The sequence below is a fragment of the Micromonospora sp. WMMD998 genome (genome assembly GCF_029581235.1).
In the GTDB taxonomy this organism is placed as follows: Bacteria; Actinomycetota; Actinomycetes; order Mycobacteriales; family Micromonosporaceae; genus Micromonospora.
In genome coordinates this window covers 309228-335511 of record NZ_CP120740.1, presented here as the reverse complement: position 1 = coordinate 335511, position 26284 = coordinate 309228, and the positions used below count along the sequence as shown (strand labels likewise).

General features: G+C 73.5%; 25 protein-coding genes. 20 read left to right on the top strand and 5 right to left on the bottom strand.

Annotated features, from left to right (window positions below; all coding sequences use genetic code 11):
• Positions 1–13 precede the first annotated feature (13 nt).
• From O7619_RS01630 to O7619_RS01615, 4 genes are all read left to right on the top strand, one after another.
• On the top strand, positions 14–502 hold the full coding sequence (locus O7619_RS01630) for a DUF3180 domain-containing protein (protein ID WP_282288627.1): 489 nt from the start codon (positions 14–16) through the stop codon (positions 500–502).
• A 118-nt stretch (positions 503–620) separates the two neighbouring features.
• The gene (locus O7619_RS01625) at positions 621–1853 is read left to right on the top strand and encodes an ABC transporter permease (protein ID WP_282285232.1); all 1233 of its coding nucleotides are present in this window, start codon (positions 621–623) and stop codon (positions 1851–1853) included.
• A gap of 65 nt (positions 1854–1918) precedes the next feature.
• The gene (locus tag O7619_RS01620; RefSeq protein WP_281586290.1) at positions 1919–2221 is read left to right on the top strand and encodes a hypothetical protein; all 303 of its coding nucleotides are present in this window, start codon (positions 1919–1921) and stop codon (positions 2219–2221) included.
• 81 nt (positions 2222–2302) lie between these two features.
• The gene (locus tag O7619_RS01615) at positions 2303–2794 is read left to right on the top strand and encodes a hypothetical protein (RefSeq protein WP_282285231.1); all 492 of its coding nucleotides are present in this window, start codon (positions 2303–2305) and stop codon (positions 2792–2794) included.
• Positions 2795–2837: 43 nt separating this feature from the next.
• On the opposite strand, the gene O7619_RS01610 is transcribed toward O7619_RS01615, so the two are convergent.
• Positions 2838–3830 (bottom strand): ABC transporter ATP-binding protein, encoded by a 993-nt coding sequence (locus tag O7619_RS01610; protein ID WP_282285230.1) that lies wholly within the window; start codon positions 3828–3830, stop codon positions 2838–2840.
• Between the two features lie 2 nt (positions 3831–3832).
• Here O7619_RS01610 and O7619_RS01605 point away from each other — a divergent pair, with 2 nt between their 5' ends.
• The 4 genes from O7619_RS01605 to O7619_RS01590 all read left to right on the top strand — a co-directional run bounded on the left by O7619_RS01605 (position 3833) and on the right by O7619_RS01590 (position 8755).
• Complete coding sequence (locus O7619_RS01605; RefSeq protein WP_282285229.1) at positions 3833–4522, top strand: ABC transporter permease; 690 nt, start codon at positions 3833–3835, stop codon at positions 4520–4522.
• Positions 4519–5241, top strand: coding sequence for an ABC transporter permease subunit (locus tag O7619_RS01600; RefSeq protein ID WP_282285228.1), 723 nt, complete (start codon positions 4519–4521; stop codon positions 5239–5241). The genes O7619_RS01605 and O7619_RS01600 overlap by 4 nt, the downstream gene beginning before the upstream one ends.
• A 201-nt stretch (positions 5242–5442) precedes the next feature.
• The gene (locus O7619_RS01595; RefSeq protein WP_282285227.1) at positions 5443–6447 is read left to right on the top strand and encodes a glycine betaine ABC transporter substrate-binding protein; all 1005 of its coding nucleotides are present in this window, start codon (positions 5443–5445) and stop codon (positions 6445–6447) included.
• A 133-nt stretch (positions 6448–6580) separates the two neighbouring features.
• Positions 6581–8755: a hypothetical protein gene (locus tag O7619_RS01590; RefSeq protein WP_282285226.1), complete on the top strand. Its 2175-nt coding sequence runs from the start codon at positions 6581–6583 to the stop codon at positions 8753–8755.
• Between the two features lie 160 nt (positions 8756–8915).
• Here O7619_RS01590 and O7619_RS01585 read toward each other — a convergent pair whose 3' ends face one another.
• Both O7619_RS01585 and O7619_RS01580 read right to left on the bottom strand, forming a co-directional pair.
• Complete coding sequence (locus O7619_RS01585; RefSeq protein ID WP_281586296.1) at positions 8916–10085, bottom strand: NADH-quinone oxidoreductase subunit D; 1170 nt, start codon at positions 10083–10085, stop codon at positions 8916–8918.
• Positions 10082–11062, bottom strand: coding sequence for an SAM-dependent methyltransferase (locus O7619_RS01580; RefSeq protein WP_282288625.1), 981 nt, complete (start codon positions 11060–11062; stop codon positions 10082–10084). The genes O7619_RS01585 and O7619_RS01580 overlap by 4 nt, the downstream gene beginning before the upstream one ends.
• A gap of 175 nt (positions 11063–11237) precedes the next feature.
• Here O7619_RS01580 and O7619_RS01575 point away from each other — a divergent pair, with 175 nt between their 5' ends.
• The 7 genes from O7619_RS01575 (at position 11238) to O7619_RS01545 (ending at position 18151) form a co-directional block, all read left to right on the top strand.
• Positions 11238–12173 carry a Rossmann-like and DUF2520 domain-containing protein gene (locus O7619_RS01575; protein WP_282285225.1) on the top strand — a complete coding sequence of 312 codons (936 nt, stop codon included), beginning with the start codon at positions 11238–11240 and terminating at the stop codon, positions 12171–12173.
• A complete protein-coding gene (panC, locus tag O7619_RS01570) occupies positions 12167–13015 on the top strand; it encodes a pantoate--beta-alanine ligase (RefSeq protein WP_282285223.1) in 849 nt (282 codons plus the stop codon). The genes O7619_RS01575 and panC overlap by 7 nt, the downstream gene beginning before the upstream one ends.
• Positions 13016–13043: 28 nt before the next feature.
• Entirely contained in the window at positions 13044–13472 is a 429-nt protein-coding gene (gene panD, locus O7619_RS01565; protein ID WP_281590042.1) for an aspartate 1-decarboxylase, read from the top strand.
• A gap of 105 nt (positions 13473–13577) precedes the next feature.
• Positions 13578–14471, top strand: a complete 894-nt coding sequence (locus tag O7619_RS01560) for a septum formation family protein (protein ID WP_282285221.1) — start codon at positions 13578–13580, stop codon at positions 14469–14471.
• A 61-nt stretch (positions 14472–14532) separates the two neighbouring features.
• Positions 14533–16272: an L-aspartate oxidase gene (locus tag O7619_RS01555; RefSeq protein WP_282285219.1), complete on the top strand. Its 1740-nt coding sequence runs from the start codon at positions 14533–14535 to the stop codon at positions 16270–16272.
• 129 nt (positions 16273–16401) lie between these two features.
• Positions 16402–17298 (top strand): carboxylating nicotinate-nucleotide diphosphorylase, encoded by an 897-nt coding sequence (gene nadC / locus O7619_RS01550; RefSeq protein WP_282285218.1) that lies wholly within the window; start codon positions 16402–16404, stop codon positions 17296–17298.
• 94 nt (positions 17299–17392) lie between these two features.
• Complete coding sequence (locus tag O7619_RS01545) at positions 17393–18151, top strand: type III pantothenate kinase (RefSeq protein WP_282285216.1); 759 nt, start codon at positions 17393–17395, stop codon at positions 18149–18151.
• A gap of 65 nt (positions 18152–18216) precedes the next feature.
• Here O7619_RS01545 and O7619_RS01540 read toward each other — a convergent pair whose 3' ends face one another.
• On the bottom strand, positions 18217–18957 hold the full coding sequence (locus tag O7619_RS01540) for a class I SAM-dependent methyltransferase (protein WP_282285215.1): 741 nt from the start codon (positions 18955–18957) through the stop codon (positions 18217–18219).
• Positions 18958–19051: 94 nt separating this feature from the next.
• Between O7619_RS01540 and lysS the strand changes: the two genes are divergently transcribed.
• The 3 genes from lysS (at position 19052) to O7619_RS01525 (ending at position 24047) form a co-directional block, all read left to right on the top strand.
• The gene (gene lysS / locus O7619_RS01535; RefSeq protein ID WP_282285214.1) at positions 19052–20560 is read left to right on the top strand and encodes a lysine--tRNA ligase; all 1509 of its coding nucleotides are present in this window, start codon (positions 19052–19054) and stop codon (positions 20558–20560) included.
• Between the two features lie 114 nt (positions 20561–20674).
• A complete protein-coding gene (locus O7619_RS01530; protein ID WP_348651305.1) occupies positions 20675–21025 on the top strand; it encodes an Lsr2 family protein in 351 nt (116 codons plus the stop codon).
• A 484-nt stretch (positions 21026–21509) separates the two neighbouring features.
• A complete protein-coding gene (locus tag O7619_RS01525) occupies positions 21510–24047 on the top strand; it encodes an ATP-dependent Clp protease ATP-binding subunit (RefSeq protein WP_282285213.1) in 2538 nt (845 codons plus the stop codon).
• A gap of 83 nt (positions 24048–24130) precedes the next feature.
• Here O7619_RS01525 and O7619_RS01520 read toward each other — a convergent pair whose 3' ends face one another.
• Positions 24131–25030 carry an A/G-specific adenine glycosylase gene (locus tag O7619_RS01520; RefSeq protein ID WP_282285212.1) on the bottom strand — a complete coding sequence of 300 codons (900 nt, stop codon included), beginning with the start codon at positions 25028–25030 and terminating at the stop codon, positions 24131–24133.
• A gap of 96 nt (positions 25031–25126) precedes the next feature.
• Between O7619_RS01520 and O7619_RS01515 the strand changes: the two genes are divergently transcribed.
• Positions 25127–25639, top strand: a complete 513-nt coding sequence (locus tag O7619_RS01515) for an ACT domain-containing protein (protein ID WP_282285211.1) — start codon at positions 25127–25129, stop codon at positions 25637–25639.
• Positions 25636–26199 (top strand): peptide deformylase, encoded by a 564-nt coding sequence (locus tag O7619_RS01510; protein ID WP_282285210.1) that lies wholly within the window; start codon positions 25636–25638, stop codon positions 26197–26199. Before O7619_RS01515 ends, O7619_RS01510 begins: the two co-directional genes overlap by 4 nt.
• Positions 26200–26284 lie beyond the last annotated feature (85 nt).

Here is a 26284-nt window from a genome sequence, read left to right as displayed (position 1 = left end):
CGACCGCTTCCGGATGGGTCCGACCCGGGTCTCCACGCTCGTGGTGGCCGGCCTGGCCGCCGCCGCGGTGGCCTGGCTGCTGATCAGCGGCTTCTACTACGACTACGCCCCCGACCTGCCCTGGCTTCCGGTGATCACGCTGGCCGGGCTGGCCGTGCTGGAGGGCTACGCGGCGGTCAACACCCGCAGCCGGATCGAGCGGCGGCCCGGCCGGGAACCGGTGAACCCGTTGCTGGTCGCCCGGTTCGTGGTGCTCGCCAAGGCGTCCGCGCTGGCCGGTGCCATCTTCGCCGGCTTCTACGCCGGGTTGGCCGGCTGGCTGTTCGTGGAGCGGACCAACGCCGCCGAGAGCGACCGGCCGGCGGCGGTGGCCGGGCTCGTCGCCTCGCTGGCGCTCGTCGTCGCCGCGCTCTGGCTGGAGCGCGCCTGCCGGGTGCCCGAGCAGGAGGACGACGAGGACCGGGAGCCGGGCGACCGCGAGACACCGCGCGGGCGCCGCTGACTCCCAGGCTTCCCCCGCTCACCGCCCGCAGGTACCGTCCCTGGCGACCGGAGAGCGACGGCCGCACCGGTCCGCCCGTGGAGTGGGCCGGACGCGGCCACCTGGGAGGCGCGCGCTGATGGGGTACGACGAGCCGGGCCGGACGGCCCCACCGGAGACGTCGTCCGGCGTGCCCGCCGCCGTACTGGAGAACATCTTCGACGACCCGTCCCACGGTGAGCCCGGCCGGGACCGGATCGCGGTGCACGTGGTCTGGGAGTTCGTGCTGCTGGCCGGGCTGGCGGCGGTGACCTGGCAGCTCTGGCGGTCCGACTCGGACGCGCTGCGCGGCGGCGCGCTGAAGACGCTGCTCGTCGACGTGGCCGCGCTCGGCCTGCTCACCCTGGCCGCCGGCCTGGCCCTGCGGGCCGCCGCGGTGAACCTGGCGATCGGCCCGGTCGCGCTGGCCGCCGCGCTGCACTTCGCCGAGCAGGGCGACCGGGGGGCCCGGGACGCGCTGCTCCCGGCGCTCGCGGTGGCGGCGGCCGGCGGGCTGGCGCTCGCCCTCGCCGTGGTGGTGCTGCACGTGCCCGGCTGGGCGGCCAGCCTGGCCGGTGCCGCCGGCGTGATCGTCTATCTGGAGCGGCGCACCGCCCCGGTCGCGGTCCAGGGCGAGTACGACCCCCGGCGCGCCGCCCTCTACCTCTTCGTCGGGTTCGCCGCGGTGGCCGTCCTCGGTGGTCTCTTCGGCACGATCAAACCGGTGCGCCGGCTGATCGGGCGGTTCCGGCCGGTCGCCGACCCGGCCCGGCGGCGCGGCGCGGTGGCCGCCACGGTGACCGCGCTGGCGCTCGTCGGCTCCACGGTGCTGGCGATGCTGGGCGGGGTGCTGATCGCCGCGAACGGCAACGGCCCGGTCGAGCCGGGCACCGGGCTGGACTGGACGGTGCTGGCGGTCGGCACGGTGATGCTCGGCGGCACCAGCGCGTACGGCCGGCGCGGCGGCGTCTTCGGCACCCTGCTCGCGGTCTGCCTGGTGGTGGTCTTCCTGGCCTGGACCGTGGTGCACGACTGGACGATCAGCCGGTGGGCGGTGGGCGGCGCCGTCCTCGGCGGCGGACTGCTGGTCACGCGGCTGGTGGAGACGTTCGGCCGGCCCCGCCCGGCGCCGCCCGGCGCGGGCGTGCCCGCGCCGCTCCGGCCGGTCGGCGACGGCGTGGTCAGCGGTGGCTGGGCGATGACTCCGGCGCCCGGGCCGGCCGACGCCTGGCCGTCGGTGCTGCCGGAGCGGAACGCCGACACCCCGGTCGACGCCTGGGAGGCGCCACGCTGGGAGAACGAGCCTCGACGCTGGGACAGCGACGACCGTTGACCCGCGCCCGCGGCGGCGTCGCGTCCGGCGCGCCGGAGGTGATCTCGCCGGTTAGGCTCGGCGGCATGACGGAGACTCCTGCCCCCGGCGGCCGTACCTTCGACGAGCTCGACAAGCTCCCCACCGAGGAGTTGCGCGAGCAGGCCTTCCACCTGGCCCGGGAGCGCCGCGACGTGGGGTTCTTCTGGTCGGTGCTGCGGCACCTGCCGAACGCCGACGAGGCCGCCGCCCTGGACGGCGCGCCGAACTCGGTCGGGCCGACCATCGACGAGGCCAACGCGCTGTGGCGGGAGCTGACCGGCCACGGCTACGAGGAGTCCGCGCCGCTGCTGCGCGCCGCCTTCATCGACTACCTGATGAAGCACTGACCGGTGGCCACCCGCCGGCCGCCGGTCGGCGCGCGTCTGGGCAGGTTTGCCCGGCGCGGCGACCCGGGCACTGAGCGCGCCATGGCCCGCACCAACAGCCCCCGCACGGTCTCCCGGTACGGCACGGCCGCCGGGACCGGCACGCTCGCCGCGTTCCTGCTCGTGGCGGTCGGCGGCAGCCCGATGTACGTGGACTGGGCGCAGGGCCACACCGACCCGACCGGCGCCGGTGGCTGGTTCCTGCGGCTGCTGGCCTGGCCGGCCTGGCGGTGGCAGGCGGACGAGGGGGTGCTCGCCACGAACCTGCGGGCGCTCCTGCTGATCGTGCTGGCCGCGGCGCTGCTCTATCTGCTGCCCGGCCCGCAGGTGGACCGGGTGGCGGCCTCGGGCAGCCAGTTCCTCTCCGGTTGGGGCGCGTACGCCCTGGCCGGCGGGCTCAGCGGGTTGGTGGCCACGCTCCTCGGCCCGGACGGCACGCTCTACGCCGCCTTCCAGGCCGCGAGCACCGGTGTCGCGTACGGCTTCTTCACCGGCTGGGTCGTCGGCCTGGCCAGCCTGGGCGGCCGGGCCTGACCTGGGCCGGATCGTCGGCCCGGCCAGGTCGGGCGGGCCGGGCTCAGTCCACCGCGCCCATGGTCAGCACCCGGGCCCGGGTGAGCAGTCCGAGCGGGTGGCCGTCGTCGGTGACCACGGCGTGGTCCGCGCCGGAGGTGAGCAGCGCGCCCAGCGCGTCGTAGGCCGAGCTGCCCAACGTCACGGTGGGCAGGCCGGTCCCGTCGCCGGCCGGGAGCGGGTCGAGCACCGCGCGGGTCACCGGGGTGACCGCCAGCCGCCGGATGCCCCGGTCGGCGCCGACGAACTCGCGGACGAACGCCGAGGCGGGCGAGCCGAGCAACGCGGCGGGGGTGTCGTACTGCTCCAGGACGCCGCCCTCGGACAGCACCGCGATCCGGTCGCCGAGTCGCACCGCCTCGTCGAGGTCGTGGGTGACCAGCACGATGGTCTTGCGGACCTCGGCCTGGAGCCGGAGGAACTCCTCCTGCAACCGGGTCCGGACGATCGGGTCGACGGCCGAGAACGGCTCGTCCATCAGCAGCACCACCGGATCGGCGGCGAGCGCCCGGGCGACCCCCACGCGCTGCCGCTGGCCGCCGGAGAGCTCGTGCGGGTAGCGCCTGCCGAACTGCGCCGGGTCGAGGCCGACCAGGTCCAGCAGCTCACCGACCCGGGACCGGGTGCGCTCCCGCGACCACCCGAGCAGCCCCGGCACGGTGGCCACGTTGGCGGCCACGGTTTGGTGCGGGAAGAGGCCGACGTTCTGGATCACGTATCCGATGCGGCGGCGCAGCGTCACCGGGTCGACCCGGGTGACGTCGTCGTCGCCGAGCAGGATCCGTCCGTCGGTCGGCTCGATCAGCCGGTTGATCATCCGCAGCACGGTGGACTTGCCGCAGCCGGACGGCCCGATCAGCACCACCAACTCGCCGGCCTCGACCGCCAGGCTCAGCTCGCGTACCGCCTCGGTGCCGTCCGGGTAGCGCTTGCGGATGCGCTCCAGCGTGATCGAGGCGGCGCCGTGACCGGCGGGGGTCCCCGGGGTAACGTCCACGTGTGTTCCTCCACCTGAGCTACCGGGCCGCCCCGGGTAATCCGTGGTTCTCCTGGCAGTACGTGCGGGACAACTCTGACACCATCCTCGCGGCGCTGCGCGAGCACACCTGGCTGACCGCCCGGGCCGTCGTGATCGCCGCGCTGGTGGCGCTGCCGCTCGCGGTGGCAGCGTACTGGTTCCGGTCGCTCGCCGCGTCGATCCTGGCGCTGACCGGGGTGCTCTACACGATCCCGTCGCTGGCGCTGTTCGCCTTCCTCGCGCCCTATCTCGGCATCGGCGCGGTGACCGTGCTGACCGTGGTGGCGCTGTACGCGCTGCTGGTGATCGTCCGCAACACGCTGGCCGGCCTGAACCAGGTGCCACCGGAGGTGCGGGAGGCCGCCGAGGGCATGGGGTACGGCCGGTGGGGCCGGCTGTTCCGGATCGAGCTGCCGCTGGCAGTGCCCGGCATCCTCACCGGTGTACGCCTGGCGACCGTCTCGACGGTCGCCCTGGTCACGGTGGGGGTGGTGGTCGGCCGGGGCGGGCTCGGCCAGCTCATCTTCGCGGGCTTCCAGAACAACTTCTACAAGGCGCAGATCATGACCGGCACGGTGCTCTGCGTGCTGCTGGCGCTGGTCCTCGACCTGGTCCTGGCCGGGGTGGGCCGGCTGCTCACCCCCTGGTTGCGCGAGAGGTCGGCTCGGTGAACCCGGTGCAGGCGGCGTGGATCTGGCTGAACGATCCGCTGAACTGGACCAATCCGGGCGGCGTGCTGGACCGGCTCGGCGAGCATCTGAGCATCTCCGCCCTGGCGGTGCTGCTCGGCTGCCTGGTGGCCTGGCCGATCGGCCTCTGGCTCGGGCACAGCGGCCGGGGCGGTGGCCTGGTGCTGCTGGTCTCGAACGTCACGCTGGCGATCCCGACCCTGGCCCTGCTGACCATCCTGCCGCTGACCTTCCTCGGGTTCGGTCGGCCGTCGGTGGTGGTGGCGCTCGCGGTCTTCGCGGTGCCACCGTTGCTGGCGAACGCGTACACCGGCGTCCGGCAGGCCGATCCGGAGGCGCGGGACGCCGCGCGCGGGATGGGACTGTCCGGTGTGCAGGTGCTGCGCCGGGTGGAGTTGCCGCTCGCGGTGCCCTACCTGGCGGCCGGTTTCCGGACGGCGGCCGTGCAGGTGGTGGCCACCGCCGCGCTCGCGTCCTTCGTCAACGGCGGTGGCCTGGGTCAGATCATCCGGGCCGGGTTCGGTCTCGACATCGCCGCGGGCGGGGGCCAGATCATCGCCGGGGGTGTCCTGGTGGCCGGCCTGGCGATGCTTGTCGAGGGCGTACTCGCGGTGGTGGAACGGATGGTCACGCCGCGTCCGCTGCGCCGGGTCCGGCGGCGGGCGAACCGTCGCGCCGCCGCGGCCACGGCCGGCGGCTGACGCACCCGTCCGGCGGGTTTGCTGCGTTCCCGGTCACAGCCGCGCGGTCGGCCGGTGACGATCGGATGACGAAAACCGCTCCGAATTTGTCGGTGGGGTCGGTGAGGATGTTGGGTGAAGTCGCGGGCGGCATTCGGATCGCCCGTCGGACACGCGGCCGGCCCGGAGGGGTCGCGCCGGGACACGGAAGGCGGGCACCTGATGCGCGCACGTTCACGGCTGGCCGCGGGGGCCTTCGGCGCCCTCGTCGCGGCGGGCCTTCTCACGGGTTGCGGTGACGCCGGCTCGTCGGGCACGGACGCTCCCGAGGCGGGCGCCTCGGGAGCCGGTTGCGCCCCGGTGGCGGGTGACCAACTGGTCGTCCTCACCGACGACAAGAAGCTCCAGAACACCGACAACGTCCTGCCCGCGATCAACGCGAAGGCGGCCACCCCGCAGTTGGTCGCCGCGCTGGACAAGGTCTCCGCGAAGCTCGACACCCCCAAGCTGATCCAGCTCAACCGGACGGTCGACGACGAGCGGAAGACCCCCCAGGTGGCGGCGCAGGAGTTCGCCGACGCCAACGGCGTCACCGACGGGATCGAGAAGGGGCCGGGCGGCCAGGTGACGGTCGGCGCCGGCAACTTCAGCGAGAGCCAGACCGTCGCCGAGCTCTACAAGATCGCGCTCACCGCGGCCGGCTACCAGGTCAAGGTGCAGACCATCGGCAACCGGGAGCTCTACGAGCCGGCCCTGGAAAAGGGCCAGATCCAGGTCGTCCCGGAATACGCGGCCACCATGGCCGAGTTCCTCAACACCAAGGCCAACGGCAAGGACGCCCAGCCGGTCTCCTCGCCGGAGCTGGACAAGACGATGGAGGCGCTCAAGGCCGAGGGCGACAAGGCCGGCCTGGTGTTCGGCCAGCCGTCCCAGGCCCAGGACCAGAACGCCTTCGCGGTGACCAAGGCGTTCGCCGACAAGTACGGCGTGTCCTCGCTCTCCGACCTGGCCGCGAAGTGCTCCGGTCAGGCCACCGTGCTCGCCGGTCCGCCGGAGTGCCCGCAGCGGCCGAAGTGCCAGGCCGGGCTCGTCGAGGTCTACGACTTCAAGGCCGGCTCGTTCAGCTCGCTCGACGCGGGCGGTCCGCAGACCAAGAACGCGCTGAAGACCGGTTCCGCGAGTGTCGGTCTGGTCTTCTCCTCCGACGCCGCGCTCGCCACGAGTTGATCCACTGCCGCCGGCCGGTCGCATCGGCCGGCCGGCGGCCTCGTGTACGGGCGGGCAGCCCGATCAGCGGTGCGTGCATCCGACCGTGCGGACCCGTTCCCCTCGGGTGGAACTCTCGGTAGTCTGCTCACCCATGCCCGCCTCGGTCGCCCCTGCCGACAAGCGCTCCCCGGCGCTGCTGACGGTCGTGTTCTGGATCGGTGTGGGCCTGGCGCCCCTGGCGGCGCTCATCCTGCTGGTCGCCGACGGCAACGGCACACTCCGCTTCGGTGCCGTGCTCGCGATCCTCGCCGTCGTGCTGATCGGGCTCTCCGTCGCGCTGCGGCCCGAGCATGGTGCCGGCGACGCGGTGGCCGAGGAGTTGCGGGAGGAACTGGAGCAGTTTCGGCGGGACCTGCGGTCCGAGATCGTGGCCGCCGCCCAACGCGGCAACCAGGCGCTGGACCAGGCGCGACGGGCTGAGGAAGCGGCAGGCGCGGTGCGCCGCCGGCTCGACGCAGCGGCAGCCGGCCTGGCTGCGGCACCCGCCGACGAGCGTCCGGGCGGACGGGCCCGGGTGCCGGTGGCCGGGGCGTACGAGGAGGGGTGGGCGCAGCCGGCCGGCCACGACGAGGACGCATCGAGCCGGCCGGCGGGTGATCGCTACGACCAGCAGGCCGACCCGCTGCGAGCGGGTCCGCGCGACGTCGAGCGACCTGACACGTACGCGGTGGAGGGGCGCGTCGTGCCGGAGCACGCCGGGTTCGGCGGCCACGGAGGCGAGTCGGCCCGGCTCGGCGCGGCACCCGCCGGGGGCTACCGCGCGGAGCCGGCACGGTCGTCCGCTGGACACGGCGCGGAGCGGCCCTCCGGCGGGGTGTACGGGGCGGCACGGGTGCCCGAGTCGGGGGCCCGGCCGGAACATCGCCCGGTCGGTGTGGTCCACCACACCGAGACCGTGCACGTCACCACCCGGCACACCATCGTCGACGGTGGGGGCGACGCGGCCGGTTCCCGGTACGGCGGATATGCCGGTCACTGGCCGCCGCCCTCGGAGGACCGTCACCGGGACGAGCCGGTCGACCATCGGGCCGGGAACCGCGAGGCGGACCGGGACGACCACCCGTGGTCGGGCCGGTCCGGTGCGGCCGAGGACGCCTGGCCCGGGGGCCCGTGGTCCGGTTCGGGCGCGGAGCGGCCCTGGTCCGACGCGCGGGACGACGGCCCGCGGGACGTCGGGGCCCGTCCGGGCTCGCCTGGCGACGGGGCCGGGTGGAGCGGCGACGGGGCCGGGTGGGCCGGTGGCGACGGACCGGACCGGACCGGTGGCGGGCATCCCTGGGCGGGTGTCGGCCGGGCCGCCGGTGGCGAGCGGGGCTGGGCGTCGCGGGAGGTGGACGGCGGCTGGTCGGCCGGCCACGGCCGGGCACGGCCGCCGGACGAGCAGCGGTCCGGGCCGGGCGCGGAGCGGGCCGGCTGGGGCGACCGTGCCGAGGATCGGCCCTGGCCGGGCTGGCACGACGGCCCGGTGGACCGGCACGACGGCCCGGTGGACCGGCACGACGGCCCGGTGGACCGGCACGACGCACCGGTCCGTCCGGGTGCGTGGCTCGGGCCGGAGGGGCGGGCCGCAGCGGGCGCCTGGCCGGAGGAGCAGCCGTCGCCGGGCTGGTCGGGACCGTACGACGCCGGAACGGCCGGCCGGGAAGCGCCGTCCGGGGAGTACGGCCGGGGAGCGCCGTCCGGGGAGTACGGCCGGGCGGCGCCGGCCGGGCAGTACGGGCGGGCGGGGGCCGTCGAGCCGGACGGAGAGCACTGGTCCGAGATGCGGGCCGGCAACCGCTGGGCGGCGGTGCACGACGACGGCCAGGGGCGGGAACTCCGCGTCGGCGAACGGCGGACCGCGGTGCACGCCGACGCGGGCGGCACCGAATACCGGATCGAGGACCGGTGGGCCGCGATCCGGGGCGCGTCTTCCGACGCAGGCTCTACGTGGGGTGTGTCTCCCGGTGCGGACGACGCCGGCTCGGGGCGCCACGATCCGGTCGGCGGCTGGCTCGGGGAGAACCCACAGGCGCTGCCGTCCGGCGGGGTGCCGGTGCCCGGGGAGTGGCGTCCGCCGACCCAGCGCGGCGGCCAGCCGGAGTGGCGTCAGGTCGAGCCGGAGTGGCGGCAGCCCGAGCCGGACCGGCAGCCCGAGCCGGACCGGCAGCCCGAGCGGGAGTGGGGGCAGCCCGATCCGGACCGGCAGCCCGAGCGGGAGTGGCGGCAGCCGGAATCCGGCGGCTACGGCCTGCCGTCCCGGGGCGCCGCCGACCGCTGGCGCTGACCGCCCGCGCCGCCCGCCAGCGGGGGCGGCGGAGTGGACCGACGGCCGCGAGGTCCGGGCGCGTCTGGGGTTGCGGGAGCGGCATCAGGTGCACCCGGAACAGGGGCGGAAGGGTGCCGTCCCGCAAATGTCGCCGACCGCGCCCCACCGGCGGGCGCGCTCATTTGTCGATGTCGCCGACCACGAAGAACATCGAGCCGAGGATGGCGATCAGGTCCGGCACCAGGCAGCCGGGCAGCAGGGTCGACAGCGCCTGCACGTTGGCGTACGAGGCGGTGCGCAGCTTGAGCCGCCAGGGTGTCTTCTCACCCCGGGACACCAGGTAGTAGCCGTTGATACCGAGCGGGTTCTCGGTCCAGGCGTAGGTGTGTCCCTCGGGTGCCTTGACGACCTTCGGCAGTCGCGTGTTCACCGGCCCGCTCAGCCGGTCCACGCGGTCCAGGCACTGCTCGGCGAGGTCGAGCGAGGCGTACACCTGGTCGAGCAGCACCTCGAACCGGGCGTGGCAGTCGCCGGCGGTCTTCGTCACCACCGGCACGTCGAGCTGGTCGTACGCCAGGTAGGGCTCGTCCCGGCGCAGGTCGAGGTCGAGGCCGGAGGCCCGGCCGACCGGCCCGGACGCGCCGAACGCGGCGGCGTCGGCGGCGGACAGCACGCCGACCCCGACGGTGCGGGCCAGGAAGATCTCGTTGCGCCGGATCAGGTGGTCCAGGTCGGGCATCCGCCGGCGGACCTCGCCGATGGCGGCGCGGGCGCGGCCGGTCCAGCCGGCCGGCACCTCCTCCTTGAGGCCGCCGACCCGGTTGAACATGTAGTGGATCCGGCCGCCGGAGACCTCCTCCATCACCGCCTGGATGGTCTCCCGTTCCCGGAACGCGTAGAACATCGGCGTGATCGCGCCGATCTCCAGCGGGTAGGAGCCGAGGAACATCAGGTGGTTGAGCACCCGGTTCAGCTCGGCCAGCGCCATCCGCAGCCAGGTGGCGCGCTCCGGCACCTCCATGCCCATGAGCCGTTCGACGGCGAGCACCACGCCCAGCTCGTTGGAGAACGCCGACAGCCAGTCGTGCCGGTTGGCGAGCACGATGATCTGCCGGTAGTCGCGTACCTCGAAGAGTTTCTCCGCACCCCGGTGCATGTAGCCGACGATCGGCTCGGCGGCGACCACCCTCTCCCCGTCGAGCACCAGGCGCAGCCGGAGCACGCCGTGCGTCGACGGGTGCTGCGGCCCGATGTTGAGCACCATGTCGGTGCCGAGCTGCTCACCGCCCGCGCCGGTGCCGACGGTCAGCTCGCGGAGGTCGCCGGCGTCCGTGGTCATGCCCGTCATCGTGCCACGAGCGGGTCGAGGGCGACGCCGACCGGCTGCCGCAGCCACAGGTGCCCGCCGAGGCCGGCCGGGTCGGTCAGCTCGGCCGCCGCCGACGCCGCGGCAAGCGCCCGCAGGTAGCCGGCCGGGTCGCGGGCGGCCAGGCTCAGCGGCGGTCGACCGCCGTCGGCCCCGAGCGCCCGCAGCGCCTCCCGCTGCGACACCAGGGAGTACGCACACCGGGCGACCCGCTCACCGGCGGAGGCGACCGAGTCCATGGCGACGTGCGCCGTCACGTCGCACGACCCGTCCGGCACCGGCGGCACCTGCCGCCCGTCCCGGTACCCGGTCAACGTCCCGTCCGACGGACGCGACTGACGCAGGTGCCCGTAGTCCACGGCCAGTGCCAACCCTCGCTCGACCCGCCCCACCGCATCCGCCCATGCCTCGTCCCGAGCCCGTCCGATCTCCACCCGCCCCCACCCGTGCGGGCGGGACGGGAGGGGCCACCAGTGGGTGAGCCAGGCGGCGTCGGTGGGGGAGAGGGCGGGGCCGGGGGTCTCCTCGCCTGTGGTGGGGTTCACCAGAAGGTGGTGCCAGCCGGTCGGGGAGAGGACTGCCACGTCCAGGGGGACGTTGTCCAGCCACTCGGTGGCGAGCAGCAGGCCGGTGATCCGCTCGGGGATCTCCGCGCGCCAGCCGATCTCCGGTGGCAGGTCGTCCGGGCGGGTGGCCCGTTCCACCGCCACCGGGTGGAGCCGGGCGGCCAGGTCCGGCGTGGCCTGCGCGAGCAGCGCGTGGAGCAGCTCGCCCCGGCCCGCGCCCACGTCGACGACGTCCAGCCGGGCGGGGTGCCCCAGCGCCGCGTCCAGCGCGGCGAGCTGGCGCAGCAGGGCGGCGGCGAAGACCGGCGAGGCGTGCACGCTGGTGCGGAAGTGGGCGGCGGGGCCGGCGCCGGTGACGAAGAAGCCGTCCGGCCCGTAGAGCGCCAGCTCCATGGCGTCGCGCCAGCGCAGCGCGGGGCGTCCGGACGTCACCGTGCCGACCCTACGGCGCGCCGCCGCCGGCCCGCCGGGTGGCCGGTGAAGGTTTTCACACCTTCTTGTTTCCGGTCTGTCACCCGGGCGCATACTTGCCTCGACCGGTACCCCCTCCGAGGACTGGATCACTGACATGAGCGCACCGCTGCGCCCGCGGGCCCTCCGCGCCCCGCTCGCCTTCCCCCGTACCCTCTCCGTCGGTGTGCTCGGCGCCGGCCGGGTCGGGGCCGTGCTCGGCGCGGCCCTCGCCGCCGCCGGCCACCGGGTGGTCGCCGCGTCCGGCGGGTCCGGAGCCTCCCACGCCCGGCTCGCGCTGCTGCTGCCGCAGACCCCGCACCGGGCCGCCCCGGACGTGGCCCGCGCCGCCACCGACCTGCTGATCGTCGCGGTCCCCGACGACGCCCTGGCCGGGGTGGTCGCCGACCTGGCCGCGGGGGGCGCGCTGCGCCCGGGCCAGGTGGTGGCGCACACCTCGGGCGCGCACGGGCTGGCCGTGCTGGCCCCGGCGGTCGCGGCCGGCGCCCGCCCGCTCGCGCTGCACCCGGCGATGACCTTCACCGGTACGCCGGACGACCTGTCCCGCCTGGCCGGCATCTCCTACGGGGTGACCGCCCCGACCGCGCTGCGCCCGTTCGCGGCCCGGCTGGTGGCCGACCTGGGCGGCGTGCCGGAGTGGGTCGGTGAGGCCGACCGGCCGCTCTACCACGCGGCGCTCGCGCACGGCGCCAACCACCTGGTGACCCTGGTCAACGACGCGGCCGACCGGCTGCGCGACGCGGGGGTGGACCGGCCGGAGAAGGTGCTCGCTCCGCTGCTGCGCGCCGCCCTGGAGAACGCGCTGCGCCTCGGCGACGACGCGCTGACCGGCCCGGTGTCCCGGGGCGACGCGGGCACCGTACGCCGGCACCTGGACCGGCTGGCGCGGACCGCGCCGGAATCCGTACCGGCGTATCTGGCGTTGGCCCGACGGACGGCGGACCGCGCGGTCGCGGCGGGCCGGCTGCGCCCGGCGGACGCGGCGGCGTTGCTCGACGTGCTGGACGGGATGGAGGTGGCTTCCTCGTGGTGAGCGTGGTGCACACCCGGAAGGAGTTGGCGGCGGCCCGGGACGGGCTGACCGGCACGGTCGGCGTGGTGATGACCATGGGCGCGCTGCACGCCGGGCACGAGACGCTGCTGCGGGCCGCCCGGGAGCGGGCCGACCACGTGCTGGTGACCGTCTTCGTGAACCCGCTCCAGTTCGGCCCGAACGAGGACTTCGACCGCTACCCGCGCACGCTCGACGCGGACCTGGAGATCTGCCGGCGGGCCGGGGTGGACCTGGTCTTCGCGCCCCCGGTGACCGAGATGTACCCGGCGGGCCAGCCGAGCGTGCGGCTGGACCCGGGTCCGCTCGGCGCGGACCTGGAGGGCCTGAGCCGGCCCGGCTTCTTCCACGGTGTGCTCACCGTGGTCCTGAAGCTGCTCCAGCTCACCCGCCCCGACCTGGCGTTCTTCGGGGAGAAGGACTACCAGCAGCTCACCCTGGTCCGCCGGATGGTGCGCGACCTGGACGTGCCGACCGAGATCGTCGGTGTGCCGACCGTGCGGGAGCCGGACGGCCTGGCCCTGTCCAGCCGTAACCGCTACCTCTCCGCCGAGGAGCGGCGGGCCGCGTTGAGCCTCTCCGCCGCGCTGCGCGCCGGCGTCGCGGCGGCCGAGCGGGGTGACGACGCGGGCGCGGTGCTGGCCGCCGCGCACCGGGGCTTCGACCCGGGTACGCCGGAGGCCCGCCTCGACTATCTGGTGCTCACCGACCCCGACCTGGAACCCGGCCCGGTCGCCGGCGCGGCCCGGCTGCTGATCGCGGCCTGGATCGGCGCCACCCGTCTGATCGACAACACGGCGATCCACCTCGCGCCGCGCCACTGACCCACCACGAAAGCGGAAAGGCACCCCGATGCTCCGGACCATGCTCAAGTCGAAGATCCACCGGGCCACGGTGACCCAGGCCGACCTGCACTACGTCGGCTCGGTGACGGTGGACGAGGATCTGCTCGACGCGGCGGACCTGCTCCCCGGCGAGCAGGTCGCGATCGTGGACATCACCAACGGCGCCCGCCTGGAGACGTACGTGATCCCGGGCCGGCGGGGCAGCGGCGTGATCGGCATCAACGGCGCCGCCGCGCACCTGGTGCACCCCGGTGACCTGGTCATCCTCATCTCGTACGGGCAGATGGACGACGCCGAGGCACGTGCCCGGCAGCCCCGGGTGGTGCACGTCGACGCCGACAACCGGGTCGTCGACCTCGGTGCCGACCCGGCCACCGCCGCCCCCGGCACCGCCGGAGACCCCGTCCCCAACCCCCTGGCCGCCGCCCTGAACTGATCCCCGCCGGCGATCCCGCGGTTCGCGGTCTGTCACCGGAAGGTCATTTTCGGCTACCCTGAGCGGACCGTCGGAATCGGCGGTCGTCGGGCTGGGGGAGGCGCGATGGGCCGTGCGATGCGTAGCCTCGTCGCCGTGTTGGCCGCGGCGGCGACGTTGGCCGGGTGCGCCTCGTCCGGCGGGCTCGACGGCGACCTCACCGACGACTGGGCCGCCTTCGCGCCGGCCGGGCCGTTCACCCCGGCGGCGGAGGTCTGCCAGGTCGCCGACTTCACCCCGACCCTGGCCCTGGCGGGCTACGACCCGGTCGACTGCGACCTGCCGCACCGCGTGGAGACCGTGCACGTCGGTGCGTTCCCCGCCGACCGGAAAACCCCGCCGGCGCTCACCTCGCCGGAGTTGCGTGCCGCGTTCACCGAGTGCGACAAGCGGGCCGGCGCGTACGTCGGTGACGACTGGCGCGCCGGACGGCTGCGGCTCGGTGTGGCGATCCCCACCGGCGTCGGCTGGACGGCCGGGGCCCGCTGGTACCGGTGCGACCTGACCGAGTTGAACACGGTCGAGGCGGCGGCCGTCGTGGTGGTCCGGACGGGCAGCCTGCGCGACGCGCTCAAGCCGCCGTCCCCGCTGCGCCTGGGCTGCCAGCGCACCAGCCGGGACGGGCACCGGGTGCAGCGGCTCACTCCGACCGACTGCGCCGGGGCACACGATGCCGAGTTCGTCGGGGTGTGGGTGGCGCCGGACCGCCCCTTCCCGAAGGAGCCGGCGGACTGGGCGCCGCTCTACGCCGGCTGCTATTCCGCCATCGCGCGCTTCACCGGGGTGCCCGCCGACCCGATCCTGCGTTACCGCAGCGACGTGGTGGTCCGGCCGCCCGCCGCCGGTCGCTGGGCGGTCGGCGACCGCGGTGTCCGGTGCTACCTGTGGCTCAGCGACCGTACGGTGACCGCCTCGCTGAAGGGCGCCGGCCCGGCCCGCCTGCCGGTCCGGACGAGGTAGCCGAAACCACTCGTCCCGCCCCCGCCGCCCGGACCGAGGACGCTTCGGGTTGACTGTGCCCATGGACCTACCCACCGTCGACCTGCCGGTGCTGCCCCGGCTGCTCGCCGCACCCGCGCCTGGTTGGGTGGAGACCACCGACGTGATCGTCGTCGGCTCCGGTGTCGCCGGGCTGACCGCCGCGCTGCACCTGCGCGAGGCCGGCCTGCACGTCACGGTCGTCACCAAGGTCGACATCGACGAGGGTTCCACCCGGTGGGCGCAGGGCGGCATCGCCGCGGTGCTCGACCCGGCGGACAGCCCGGCCGCCCACGCGTACGACACCGAGGTCGCCGGCGTCGGCCTCTGCGACCCGGATGCGGTCCGGGTGCTCGTGGAGGAGGGCCCGACCCGGCTGCGCGAGCTGATGCGGATCGGGGCGGAGTTCGACCGCAACCCGGACGGCTCGCTGATGCTCGGCCGCGAGGGCGGCCACCGGGCCGACCGGGTCGTGCACGCGGGCGGCGACGCCACCGGCGCCGAGGTGCAGCGGGCGCTGCACGCGGCGGTGCGGCGCGACCCGTGGATCCGGCTGGTCGAGCACGCCCTGGTGCTGGACCTGCTACGCGCGCCCGGCGACGGTCCGGGCGGGTTCGGCCCGGCCTGCGGGATCACCCTGCACGTGCTGGGTGAGGGCAGCGAGGACGGCGTCGGCGCGATCCTCGGCCGCGCGGTGGTGCTCGCCACCGGCGGGATGGGGCAGATCTTCGCCGCCACGACCAACCCGTCGGTCTCCACCGGGGACGGGGTGGCGCTGGCGTTGCGCGCCGGCGCGGCCGTCACCGACGTGGAGTTCGTCCAGTTCCATCCGACCGCGCTGATCGTGCCGGCCGGCGGGCCGGGCGCCGGCCTGGCGCAGCAGCCGCTCATCACCGAGGCGTTGCGGGGCGAGGGCGCCCACCTGGTCGACGGCGACGGCAAACGGTTCATGGTCGGCCAGCACGAGCTGGCCGAGCTGGCCCCTCGGGACGTGGTGGCCAAGGGCATCCACCGGGTGCTGCTCGCGTCCGGCGCCGACCATGTGTTCCTGGACGCGCGGCACCTGGGTGGTGACTTCCTGGCCCGGCGGTTCCCCACCATCGTGGCGTCCTGCCTGGCCATCGGGGTGGACCCGGCGACCGACCTGATCCCGGTCGCGCCGGCCGCCCACTACGCCTCCGGCGGCGTCCGGACCGACAGGCGGGGTCGCACCTCGATCCCCGGCCTGTACGCCTGCGGCGAGGTGGCCTGCACCGGCGTGCACGGCGCCAACCGGCTGGCCAGCAACTCGCTGCTGGAGGGGCTGGTCTTCGCCCGCCGGATCGCCGAGGACGTCGCCGCCGGGTTGCCCGAGCAGGCCCGGCCGGCGGAGACCGGCGCGTGGGTGGGCGGGCCGGGCCGGCTGGTGCCGGCGGCGGGCACGGCGGAGCTGCAACGGGCGATGTCCCGGGGCGCGGGGGTGCTCCGGTCGGCGGAGTCGTTGACCGGCACCGCGGCCACGCTCACCGCGCTGGGCGAGGGGCGGGGGGTGCCCCGTACCGCCGACTGGGAGGCGACGAACCTGATCACCGTGGCGTCGACGCTAGTCGCCGCCGCGTACGCCCGCGAGGAGACGCGGGGCTGCCACTGGCGGGAGGACTTCCCGGCGGCCGACGACAGGTGGCTGGGTCACCTGGTGGCCGGGGTGGACCCGAACGGACGGTTGGTCGAGCGTTGGGTGAGCGCGAGGAGTGAGCCGGTTCTGCGAGCCCCGCAGTCGCGAACGAAGGGTGGCTCCGGGTGAGCGCGAGGAGTGAGCCGGTTCTGCGAGCCCCGCAGTCGCGAACGAAGGGTGGCTCCGGGTGAGCGCGAGGAGTGAGCCGGTTCTGCGAGCCCCGCAGTCGCGAACGTCAGGAACAGAGGAGCAGAAGCCATGATCGAGTCGACGGTGCGGGCGCTGCGGGACGGCGGGCTGGACCCGGAGCGGGTCCGGCGGATCGTCGTCGACGCGCTGGCCGAGGATCTCGGCCCGGACTTCCTCGACGTGACAAGCGTCGCGACCGTCCCGGCCGACCAGCGGGACACCGCCGACCTGGTGGCGCGCGAGGACGGGGTGGTGGCCGGGCTGCCGGTGGCCGCCGCGGTGTTCGAGCTGGTGGGCGACGTGACAGGCGCCGGGCGTACGGTCGAGGTGTCGCTTGTGGCCCACGACGGGCAGCGGGTGGCGCGCGGCGACGTGCTGGCCACGGTGACCGGGCCGACCCGGCTGCTGCTCACCGCCGAGCGGACGGCGCTGAACCTGCTCTCCCGGATGTCCGGGGTGGCCACCCACACCCGGGCCTGGGCCGACGCGCTGGCCGGCACGAAGGCGATGGTGCTGGACACCCGCAAGACCACGCCGGGGCTTCGGTCGCTGGAGAAGTACGCGGTCCGGGTCGGCGGTGGCACGAACAAGCGGATGGGCCTGCACGACGTCGCGATGATCAAGGACAACCACAAGCTGGCGGCGGGCGGGATCGCGCCCGCGTTCCGCCGGGTCCGGGAGGCGTTCCCGGAGGTGCCGGTGCAGGTGGAGGTGGACACGCTGGCCGAGGCGGTGGAGGCGGTCGAGGCCGGGGCGGGCTTCCTGCTGCTGGACAACATGACTCCGGCACAGCTACGTGAGGTGGTGGCCGTGGTGGGCGACCGGGCCGAGTTGGAGGCGACCGGCGGGCTGACCCTGCCGGTGGCCGCCGAGTACGGGGCCACCGGCGTGGACTTCCTCTCCGTGGGCGCGCTCACCCACTCGTCGCCGATCCTCGACATCGCCCTCGACCTGCGCGGTAGGTAACTTGAGCTGGTCTTCGTTCGCGACTGCGGGGCTCGCAACCCCGGCTCACTCCTCGCGCTTCACCCCCGGCGCGAGCGCCGTCTAGGCTGCCGCTGTGCTGCTCTGCATCGACATCGGAAACACCAACACCGTGCTGGCGACCTTCGACGGCGACAAGCTGGTGCACTCCTGGCGGATCAAGACCGACGCCCGTTCCACCGCGGACGAGCTGGGCCTGATGTTCCGCGGGTTGCTGGCCGGTGACGCCGTGGAGATCACCGGGGTGGCCGCCTGCTCGACCGTGCCGGCCGCGTTGCGCTCGCTGCGCACCATGCTGGGCCGCTACTACGCCGACCTGCCGAGCGTCATCGTCGAGCCGGGCGTGCGGACCGGGGTGCAGCTCGCCATCGACAACCCGAAGGAGGTGGGCGCGGACCGGGTGGTGAACACGCTTGCCGCGTACACGCTCTACGGCGGGCCGTCGATCGTGGTCGACTTCGGCACCACCACCAACTTCGACGTGATCAGCGACCGGGGCGAGTTCCTCGGCGGGGCGTTCGCGCCGGGCATCGAGATCTCCTTCGACGCGCTCGCCGCCCGCGCCGCGCAGCTCCGCAAGGTGGAGGCCACCCGGCCCCGTTCGGTGATCGGCAAGAACACCGTGGAGTGCCTGCAGGCCGGCCTCTATTTCGGCTTCGCCGGCCAGGTGGACCGGATCGTCGAGCGGATGTCCGGGGAACTGGGCGAGGTGAACGCGGTCATCGCCACCGGCGGCCTCGCCTCGCTGGTGCTGTCCGAGTGCCGCACCATCACCCACCACGAGCCGATGATCACCCTGATCGGCCTGCGGATGGTCTACGAGCGCAACACCTGAGGTGCAAGGAGGGGCCCCTTGTTAACGCTTCCGGTATAGGAAGGGGCCCCTGTTAACGCTGGCGCTCACCGCTTGCGGGCCGTGAACACCAGCGTCCGGTACGGCAGCTCGACGGACTCCCGGCCGACCAGGTCGGGGTGGGTGGCGAAGAGGTCGCGGAGTTCCCGGTCGACCCTCGCCTGCTCGTCGGCGGTGGCGGTCAGCCAGAACGAGCGGGTGCGCAGCATGCCGATCACCTCGTCCGGGGTGAGCGCGGTCCGGTGCGCGAACTCGGTCAGCTCCACCGGGCCGAACGCCGGTCCGAAGCCGGTGACCTTCTCGACCAGGTTGCCGGCGTGGTCGCGCAGGTCGGCGATCCGCTCCAGCTCGGCCACCCACTCGACGTCGCTGTCCCGCGTGTTCCAGATCGGCGCGAAGGTGCCACCGGGGCGCAGCACGCGGGCGATCTCGGCGTGCGCCGGCTCCTTGTCGAACCAGTGGTAGGCCTGCCCGACCAGCACCGCGTCCGCCGAACCGTCCGGCAGCGGCACCGACTCCGCGCTGCCGGCGAGCGCCGTCGTGCCTCCGGAGGCGAGCGCCAGTTGCGCCCGCATCCCCAGATCCGGCTCGACGGGTACGACGTGGTGCCCGAGCGCCGTCACGCCACGGGTGAGGATGCCGGTGCCGGCGCCGAGGTCCACCACCCGGGCCGGGGCGGCCAGCCCGGCCAGCGCCCGGCGCAGCGCCGCCTCGGGATAGCGGGGCCGGAACCGGTCGTACGCGGCGGCGGCGCCGCCGAACGAGAGCGCCGCAGTGGGGTCGGTCATGGCGGGCAGGTTATCCCGTAACGGTCGGCACGGCGCTTGAGTACGCTCATGGGCTGACCCCGCCGATGTTCCCCAAGGCCTGAGGAAGCGTGCCGTGACCGAGCAGAACGCCCTGCCCACCGACCCCGCCGACGACCTTCCCGAGCAGATGAAGGTCCGCCGGGAGAAGCGGGACCGGATGCTCGCCGAGGGCGTCGAACCGTACCCGGTGGGTTTCCCCCGGACCACCACGCTCGCGCGGCTCCGCGAGCGCTACGCCGACCTGCCCACCGACACCGCCACCGGGGACCGGGCCTCGGTCACCGGCCGGGTGATCTTCATCCGCAACACCGGCAAGCTCTGCTTCGCCACGCTGCGCGACGGCGACGGCACCGAGCTTCAGGCGATGCTCTCGCTGGACCGGGTCGGGCCGGAGCGCCTGGCGGACTGGAAGCGCCTGGTGGACCTCGGCGACCACGTCGGGGTGACCGGTGAGGTGATCACCAGCCGGCGTGGCGAGTTGTCCGTGCTTGCCGACGAGTGGGCGGTCACCGCCAAGGCGCTGCGCCCGCTGCCGGTGGCGCACAAGCCGTTGAGCGAGGAGTCCCGGGTCCGGCAGCGCTACGTGGACCTGGTGGTCCGCCCGCAGGCCCGGCAGATGGTCCGCACCCGGGCCACGGCGGTCCGCAGCCTGCGGGACACCCTGCACGCGCAGGACTTCATCGAGGTCGAGACCCCGATGCTCCAGTTGCTGCACGGTGGCGCAGCGGCCCGCCCATTCGTGACCCACAGCAATGCGCTCGACACCGATCTGTATCTGCGAATCGCGCCGGAGCTATTTCTCAAGCGCGCGGTGGTAGGCGGCGTCGACCGCGTCTTCGAGATCAACCGCAACTTCCGTAATGAGGGCATCGACTCTTCGCACTCGCCGGAGTTCGCGATGCTGGAGACCTACCAGGCGTACGGCGACTACGACACGATGGCCGAGCTGACCCGAAATCTGGTGCAGCAGGCCGCCGTCGCGGTCGCCGGCTCGACGGTGGTGACCCACGCCGACGGTCGTGAGTTCGACCTGGGCGGCGAGTGGCGGTCGGTGACACTGTTCGGCGTTCTTTCCGACGCGCTCGGTGAGGAGGTCACCGTCCGCACCGAAAGGTCACGCCTTGTGGAGTACGCGGACAAGATCGGTCTCTCGGTCGACCCGAAGTGGGGGCCGGGCAAGTTGGCGGAGGAGTTGTTCGAGGAGTTGGTGGTGCCGTCGTTGCAGGCGCCCACGTTCGTCCGCGACTACCCGGAGGAGACCAGTCCGCTGACGCGGGCGCACCGCAGCGAGCCGGGGCTGGCCGAGAAGTGGGACCTCTACGTGCTGGGATTCGAGCTGGGCACCGCATACTCCGAGCTGGTCGACCCGGTGGTGCAGCGGGAGCGGCTGGTGGCCCAGGCGCAGCTCGCGGCGCGCGGCGACGACGAGGCCATGCGCCTCGACGAGGACTTTCTCCGGGCGATGGAGTACGGAATGCCACCGGCCGGAGGTATGGGAATGGGAATCGACCGGCTCCTGATGGCCTTGACCGGCCTGGGAATTCGGGAAACCATCCTGTTCCCCTTGGTCCGGCCGGAGTAGGCACGCAAGGCTTCTCCGGCTTGTTACGCGATCCTATTGACGGAGCAAGCGTCGGACAGGTTATTGTGCTGGAGTATTGCAGGAGCACAACCCTGCTCGAAAGGAATGTGGGACGTGGCCAAGCAGATCATTCACAAGCTGGTCGATGACCTGGACGGCGGGGACGCTGACGAGACTGTCAAGTTCGCGCTCGACGGCGTGCAGTACGAGATCGACCTCTCGGCGTCCAACGCGGAGAAATTGCGCGACGTATTCGCGCAGTACATCGCGCACGGCTCGAAGGTCGGTCGTGGGGGTGTGGTGGTGGGCGGCCGGGCCGCGCGTGGTCGCGGCGGCGCGACCGCGGACCGTGAGCAGAACCGCGCCATCCGCGAGTGGGCCAAGAAGGCCGGCAAGGACATCTCCGACCGGGGCCGGATCCCGCAGGAGATCGTGGACGAGTACCACGCGAAGGCGGGGCACTGACCCCGTCGTACGCGACGGTGGCGGACGCCGGTCCGGAGGACGTCTCCGGGCCGGCGTTGGCGTTTACCGGCCGGTCGTAACGGATGTCCGTTCCGTGGTCAATTGTGCGGTCGTCCAGTCCCCGGCGCGGCGCGGGAAGAATCCGGCGTCGGACGGCGTTGTCCACAGGCGGTGGAGATTCCGTCCACAGGCTGTGGACGACCGAGGCGGGTGCGTATCCCCCGCTCGAAACCCCTCGACCGGGCCCTCCACCGCCGGTCGAATTTCGCTCTGCGCGTACAGGCGGGGGTCCCGGAACACCTCCTGAGCGTGGACGGTTGGCAGAAACGACGTCGGAACGGTCCCCGGCGGGGTCACACGACCTCAGCGGAGACGCTCCGCGGCGATAGAGTAAGGAGGCACGGACGTCCGTCCCGGACGTTCGCGCACCGGCCCCGCCGAGATCTGACCATCAAGGCGCACGGCATGTGAGGAGCACGAGGGCATGTTCGAGCGGTTCACCGACCGAGCGCGACGGGTTGTCGTCCTGGCCCAAGAAGAGGCCCGGATGCTCAACCACAACTACATCGGCACGGAGCACATCCTGCTGGGCCTGATCCACGAGGGTGAGGGTGTGGCGGCAAAGGCCCTGGAGAGCCTCGGCATCTCCCTGGAGGGCGTGCGTCAGCAGGTCGAGGAGATCATCGGCCAGGGTCAGCAGGCGCCGAGCGGGCACATCCCGTTCACGCCGCGGGCCAAGAAGGTGTTGGAGCTGTCGCTGCGCGAGGCGTTGCAGCTCGGCCACAACTACATCGGCACCGAGCACATCCTGCTCGGCCTGATCCGCGAGGGTGAGGGCGTCGCCGCCCAGGTCCTGGTGAAGCTGGGCGCCGACCTGAATCGGGTCCGCCAGCAGGTCATCCAGTTGCTGTCGGGCTACCAGGGCAAGGAGCCGGCCGCGGCCGGTGCCGCGCCGGGTGAGGCCGCGCCGTCGACCAGCCTGGTGCTGGACCAGTTCGGCCGCAACCTGACCCAGGCCGCCCGCGAGGGCAAGCTCGACCCGGTCATCGGGCGGGAGAAGGAGATCGAGCGGGTCATGCAGGTGCTGTCCCGCCGCACCAAGAACAACCCGGTGTTGATCGGTGAGCCCGGTGTCGGTAAGACCGCCGTGGTGGAGGGCCTGTCCCAGAAGATCATCAAGGGCGAGGTGCCAGAGACGCTGAAGGACAAGCAGCTCTACACGCTTGACCTGGGTGCCCTGGTCGCCGGCTCGCGCTACCGCGGTGACTTCGAGGAGCGCCTGAAGAAGGTGCTCAAGGAGATCCGCACCCGCGGCGACATCATCCTGTTCATCGACGAGATCCACACCCTGGTGGGTGCGGGCGCGGCCGAGGGCGCGATCGACGCCGCGAGCATCCTCAAGCCGATGCTGGCGCGTGGCGAGCTGCAGACCATCGGCGCCACCACGCTCGACGAATACCGTAAGCACCTGGAGAAGGACGCCGCGTTGGAGCGTCGTTTCCAGCCGATCCAGGTGGGTGAGCCGTCGCTGGCGCACACCATCGAGATCCTCAAGGGCCTGCGGGACCGGTACGAGGCGCACCACCGGGTGAGCATCACCGACGCGGCGCTCGTCGCGGCGGCCACCCTGGCCGACCGGTACATCTCCGACCGGTTCCTGCCGGACAAGGCGATCGACCTGATCGACGAGGCGGGCGCGCGGATGCGGATCCGCCGGATGACCGCGCCGCCGGACCTGCGTGACTTCGACGAGCGGATCGCCCAGGTGCGCCGCGACAAGGAGTCCGCGATCGACGCGCAGGACTTCGAGCGGGCCGCCCAGCTCCGCGACAAGGAGAAGCAGCTCCTCGGCCAGAAGGCCCAGCGGGAGAAGGAGTGGAAGGCCGGTGACCTGGACGTCGTCAGCGAGGTCGACGACGAGCAGATCGCCGAGGTCCTCGGCAACTGGACCGGCATCCCGGTCTACAAGCTGACCGAGGAGGAGACCTCGCGCCTGCTGCGCATGGAGGACGAGCTGCACAAGCGCGTCATCGGCCAGGAGGACGCGGTCAAGGCGGTCTCGAAGGCGATCCGGCGGACCCGGGCCGGCCTGAAGGACCCGAAGCGCCCGTCCGGCTCGTTCATCTTCGCCGGCCCGTCCGGTGTCGGTAAGACCGAGCTGTCCAAGGCCCTCGCCGAGTTCCTCTTCGGCAGCGAGGACGCCCTCATCCAGTTGGACATGTCCGAGTTCCACGACCGCTACACGGTCTCCCGGCTGGTGGGTGCCCCTCCCGGCTACGTCGGCTACGACGAGGGCGGCCAGCTCACCGAGAAGGTGCGTCGTCGGCCGTTCTCGGTGGTGTTGTTCGACGAGATCGAGAAGGCCCACCCGGATGTGTTCAACACGCTCCTGCAGATCCTGGAGGACGGCCGGTTGACCGACGGCCAGGGTCGAATCGTGGACTTCAAGAACACGGTCATCATCCTGACCACCAACCTCGGCACCCGGGACGTGGCCAAGGCGGTGTCGCTGGGCTTCCAGGCCTCCGACGACTCCGAGTCGAACTACGACCGGATGAAGCAGAAGGTCAACGACGAGCTCAAGCAGCACTTCCGGCCCGAGTTCCTGAACCGGATCGATGACACCATCGTGTTCCACCAGCTCCGCGAGATCGAGATCCTGTCGATCGTGGACATCATGATCCAACGGATCGAGGGGCAGCTCCGGAACAAGGACATGGGCCTGGAGTTGACCGACAACGCCAAGAAATACCTGGCGAAGAAGGGCTTCGACCCGGTCCTGGGCGCACGACCGCTACGCCGCACCATCCAACGCGACATCGAGGACAACCTGTCCGAGCGGATCCTGTTCAACGAACTGACCCCCGGCCAGATCGTCGTGGTCGACTGCGAAGGCGACCCCGACAACATCGACAAGTCCAAACTCGTCTTCCGCGGCACCGACCGACCCGACGCCGTCCCCGACGCCGTCCCCGCCGACCTCGGCGCCGCAGCCACCGGCGCCGACGACAACGCCGCGTAGGTCAGGGCAACTGTTCCAGGGCGACGGCCCCGGCTGGCGAGAGCCGCCGGGGCCGTCGCCTTTCCGGATGCGCCTGACCGGGCTCAGGGCAGGGGGACGGCGGGGCCGTCGCCGGCCAGCCGGAAGGACTCCGGGCCCACCGGTTCCACCAGCCCGTCGGTGACCAGGCCGGCAAGTGCCCGCGCCCGCTGCACGTCGTCGTGCCAGACCTGGTCCAGCCGCTGGTGCGGCACCGGTCCGGTGGCGTCCCGGAGCACCGCGAGCAGCAGTCCGCGTACCTGCCGGTCGGTGCCGGCGTAGCGCTGTGGACGGCGGGTCGGTCCGACGGGGGCCGCCTGGCCGGAAGCCCGCCAGGCGCAACTGGACTCGACCGGGCACACCGCGCAGCGGGGCGCGCGGGCGGTGCAGACGACCGCCCCGAGTTCCATGAACGCCGCGCTGGCCAGGGCAGCCGCAGCCGGTTCGACGGGCAGCAGCTCCTCGGTGGCGACCAGGTCCGCGGGCCGGGTGGTCGGGCCGGCGTCGGGCTCACCCGCGACCGCCCGGCACACCACCCGCCGGACGTTCGTGTCCACCACCGGGTGCCGCTGACCGTACGCGAACGCGGCCACCGCACGGGCCGTGTACGTGCCGACGCCGGGCAACGCCAGCAACTGGTCGAGCCGGTCGGGCACCACGCCACCGTGCCGCTCCACGACCGCCACCGCGCACTCTCGCAGGCGTACCGCCCGGCGGGGGTAGCCGAGCCGTCCCCACATCCGGATCGCCTCCGCGGGGGTGTCCTCCGCGAGCGCGCGGGGCTCCGGCCAGCGGGCCAGCCACGCTTCCCAGGCGGGTACCACCCGGACCACCGGGGTCTGCTGGAGCATGACCTCACTGACCAGGATCGCCCAGGCACCGACATCTGGTTTGCGCCAGGGCAGATCGCGGGCGTTGCGTTCGTACCACCGGCTGACCTGGGTGGCGAAGGTGGGCTCAGTCATGGCGGTGCCGATGATGTCACGGCCGTCCTTCCCGCAGGTTGGGCGGGCCGGGTGGGCCGGCGCGGTGGATCTCCGGCGGCGGGGCAGAATGTCCGAATGAATGAGCTCGCGATCACCGTCATCGGCCGGGACCGGCCCGGCATCGTGGCCGATGTCGCGGAGGTCCTCGCCCGGCTCGGCGCGAACCTCACCGACTCGACGATGACCCGGTTGCGGGGCCACTTCGCGATGACCCTGATCTGCGTGGGCCCGGCCGCCGCGGATGTCGAGGCCGCGCTGGCCCCGCTCGCCTCCGACGGGCACCTGCTGGCCACCGTGCGCGCGGTCACCCCGGACGGTGGCAGCGCCTCCGCCGGCGAGCCGTACGTGCTGGCGGTGCACGGAGCTGACCGCATGGGCATCGTCGCGGCGATGACCCGGGTGCTGGCCGACGTCGGCGGCAACGTGACCGACCTGAGCACCCGGTTGACGGGTGCGCTCTACGTGGTGGTCGCCGAGGTGGAGTTGCCGCCGGGTAGCTCGGACGAGGTGGCCGGCCGGCTGACCCGGGCCGCGGCGGAGCTGGGCGTCGGGGTCAGTCTCCGCCCGGCGGACACGGACCTGCTGTGACGGCCGAGGGTTACGCCGGCCTGGGCGGCTGGACGCCGGAGAAGCTTGGTGTCCCGGGTGAGGTGCGTCGGGTGGTCGCCGCGCCGGAGCCGGTGCTGAGCCGACCCGGCCCGGAGGTCGACCCGACCTCGGCCGAGGTGGTGCGGCTGGCCGCCGACCTGGTGGCCACCATGCGGGTCTCGCCTGGTTGTGTGGGGTTGGCGGCGCCGCAGGTGGGGGTGAGCGCCCAGGTGTTCGCGGTGGACGTGACCGGGCACCCCAAGGCGGTGACCGTGCACGGCACGTTCGTGCTCTGCAACGCCCGGGTGGTGGAGGCGAGCCGGTGGAAGGCGGGCCGGGAGGGCTGCATGTCGGTGCCGGACCTGACCGGCGACGTGAAGCGGGCCAGCCGCCTCGTGGTGGAGGGGATGCTGCCGGGCAGCGGCGAGGTGGTGCGGTTGGTCACCGACGGTTTCGAGGCGCGTGCGCTCCAGCACGAGATCGACCACTGCGCCGGGCAGCTCTTCCTCGACCGGGTGGCCGGGGCGCACGCCGTCTACCAGCGCAAGGTCTATCTCTGACGGTGCCCGCCCGCTTCCACTGTGGACGTGATGCCGGTTGTGGCGCAGGGTCACCGGCGCGTCGGACCGGCGCGCCGAGCGTCGC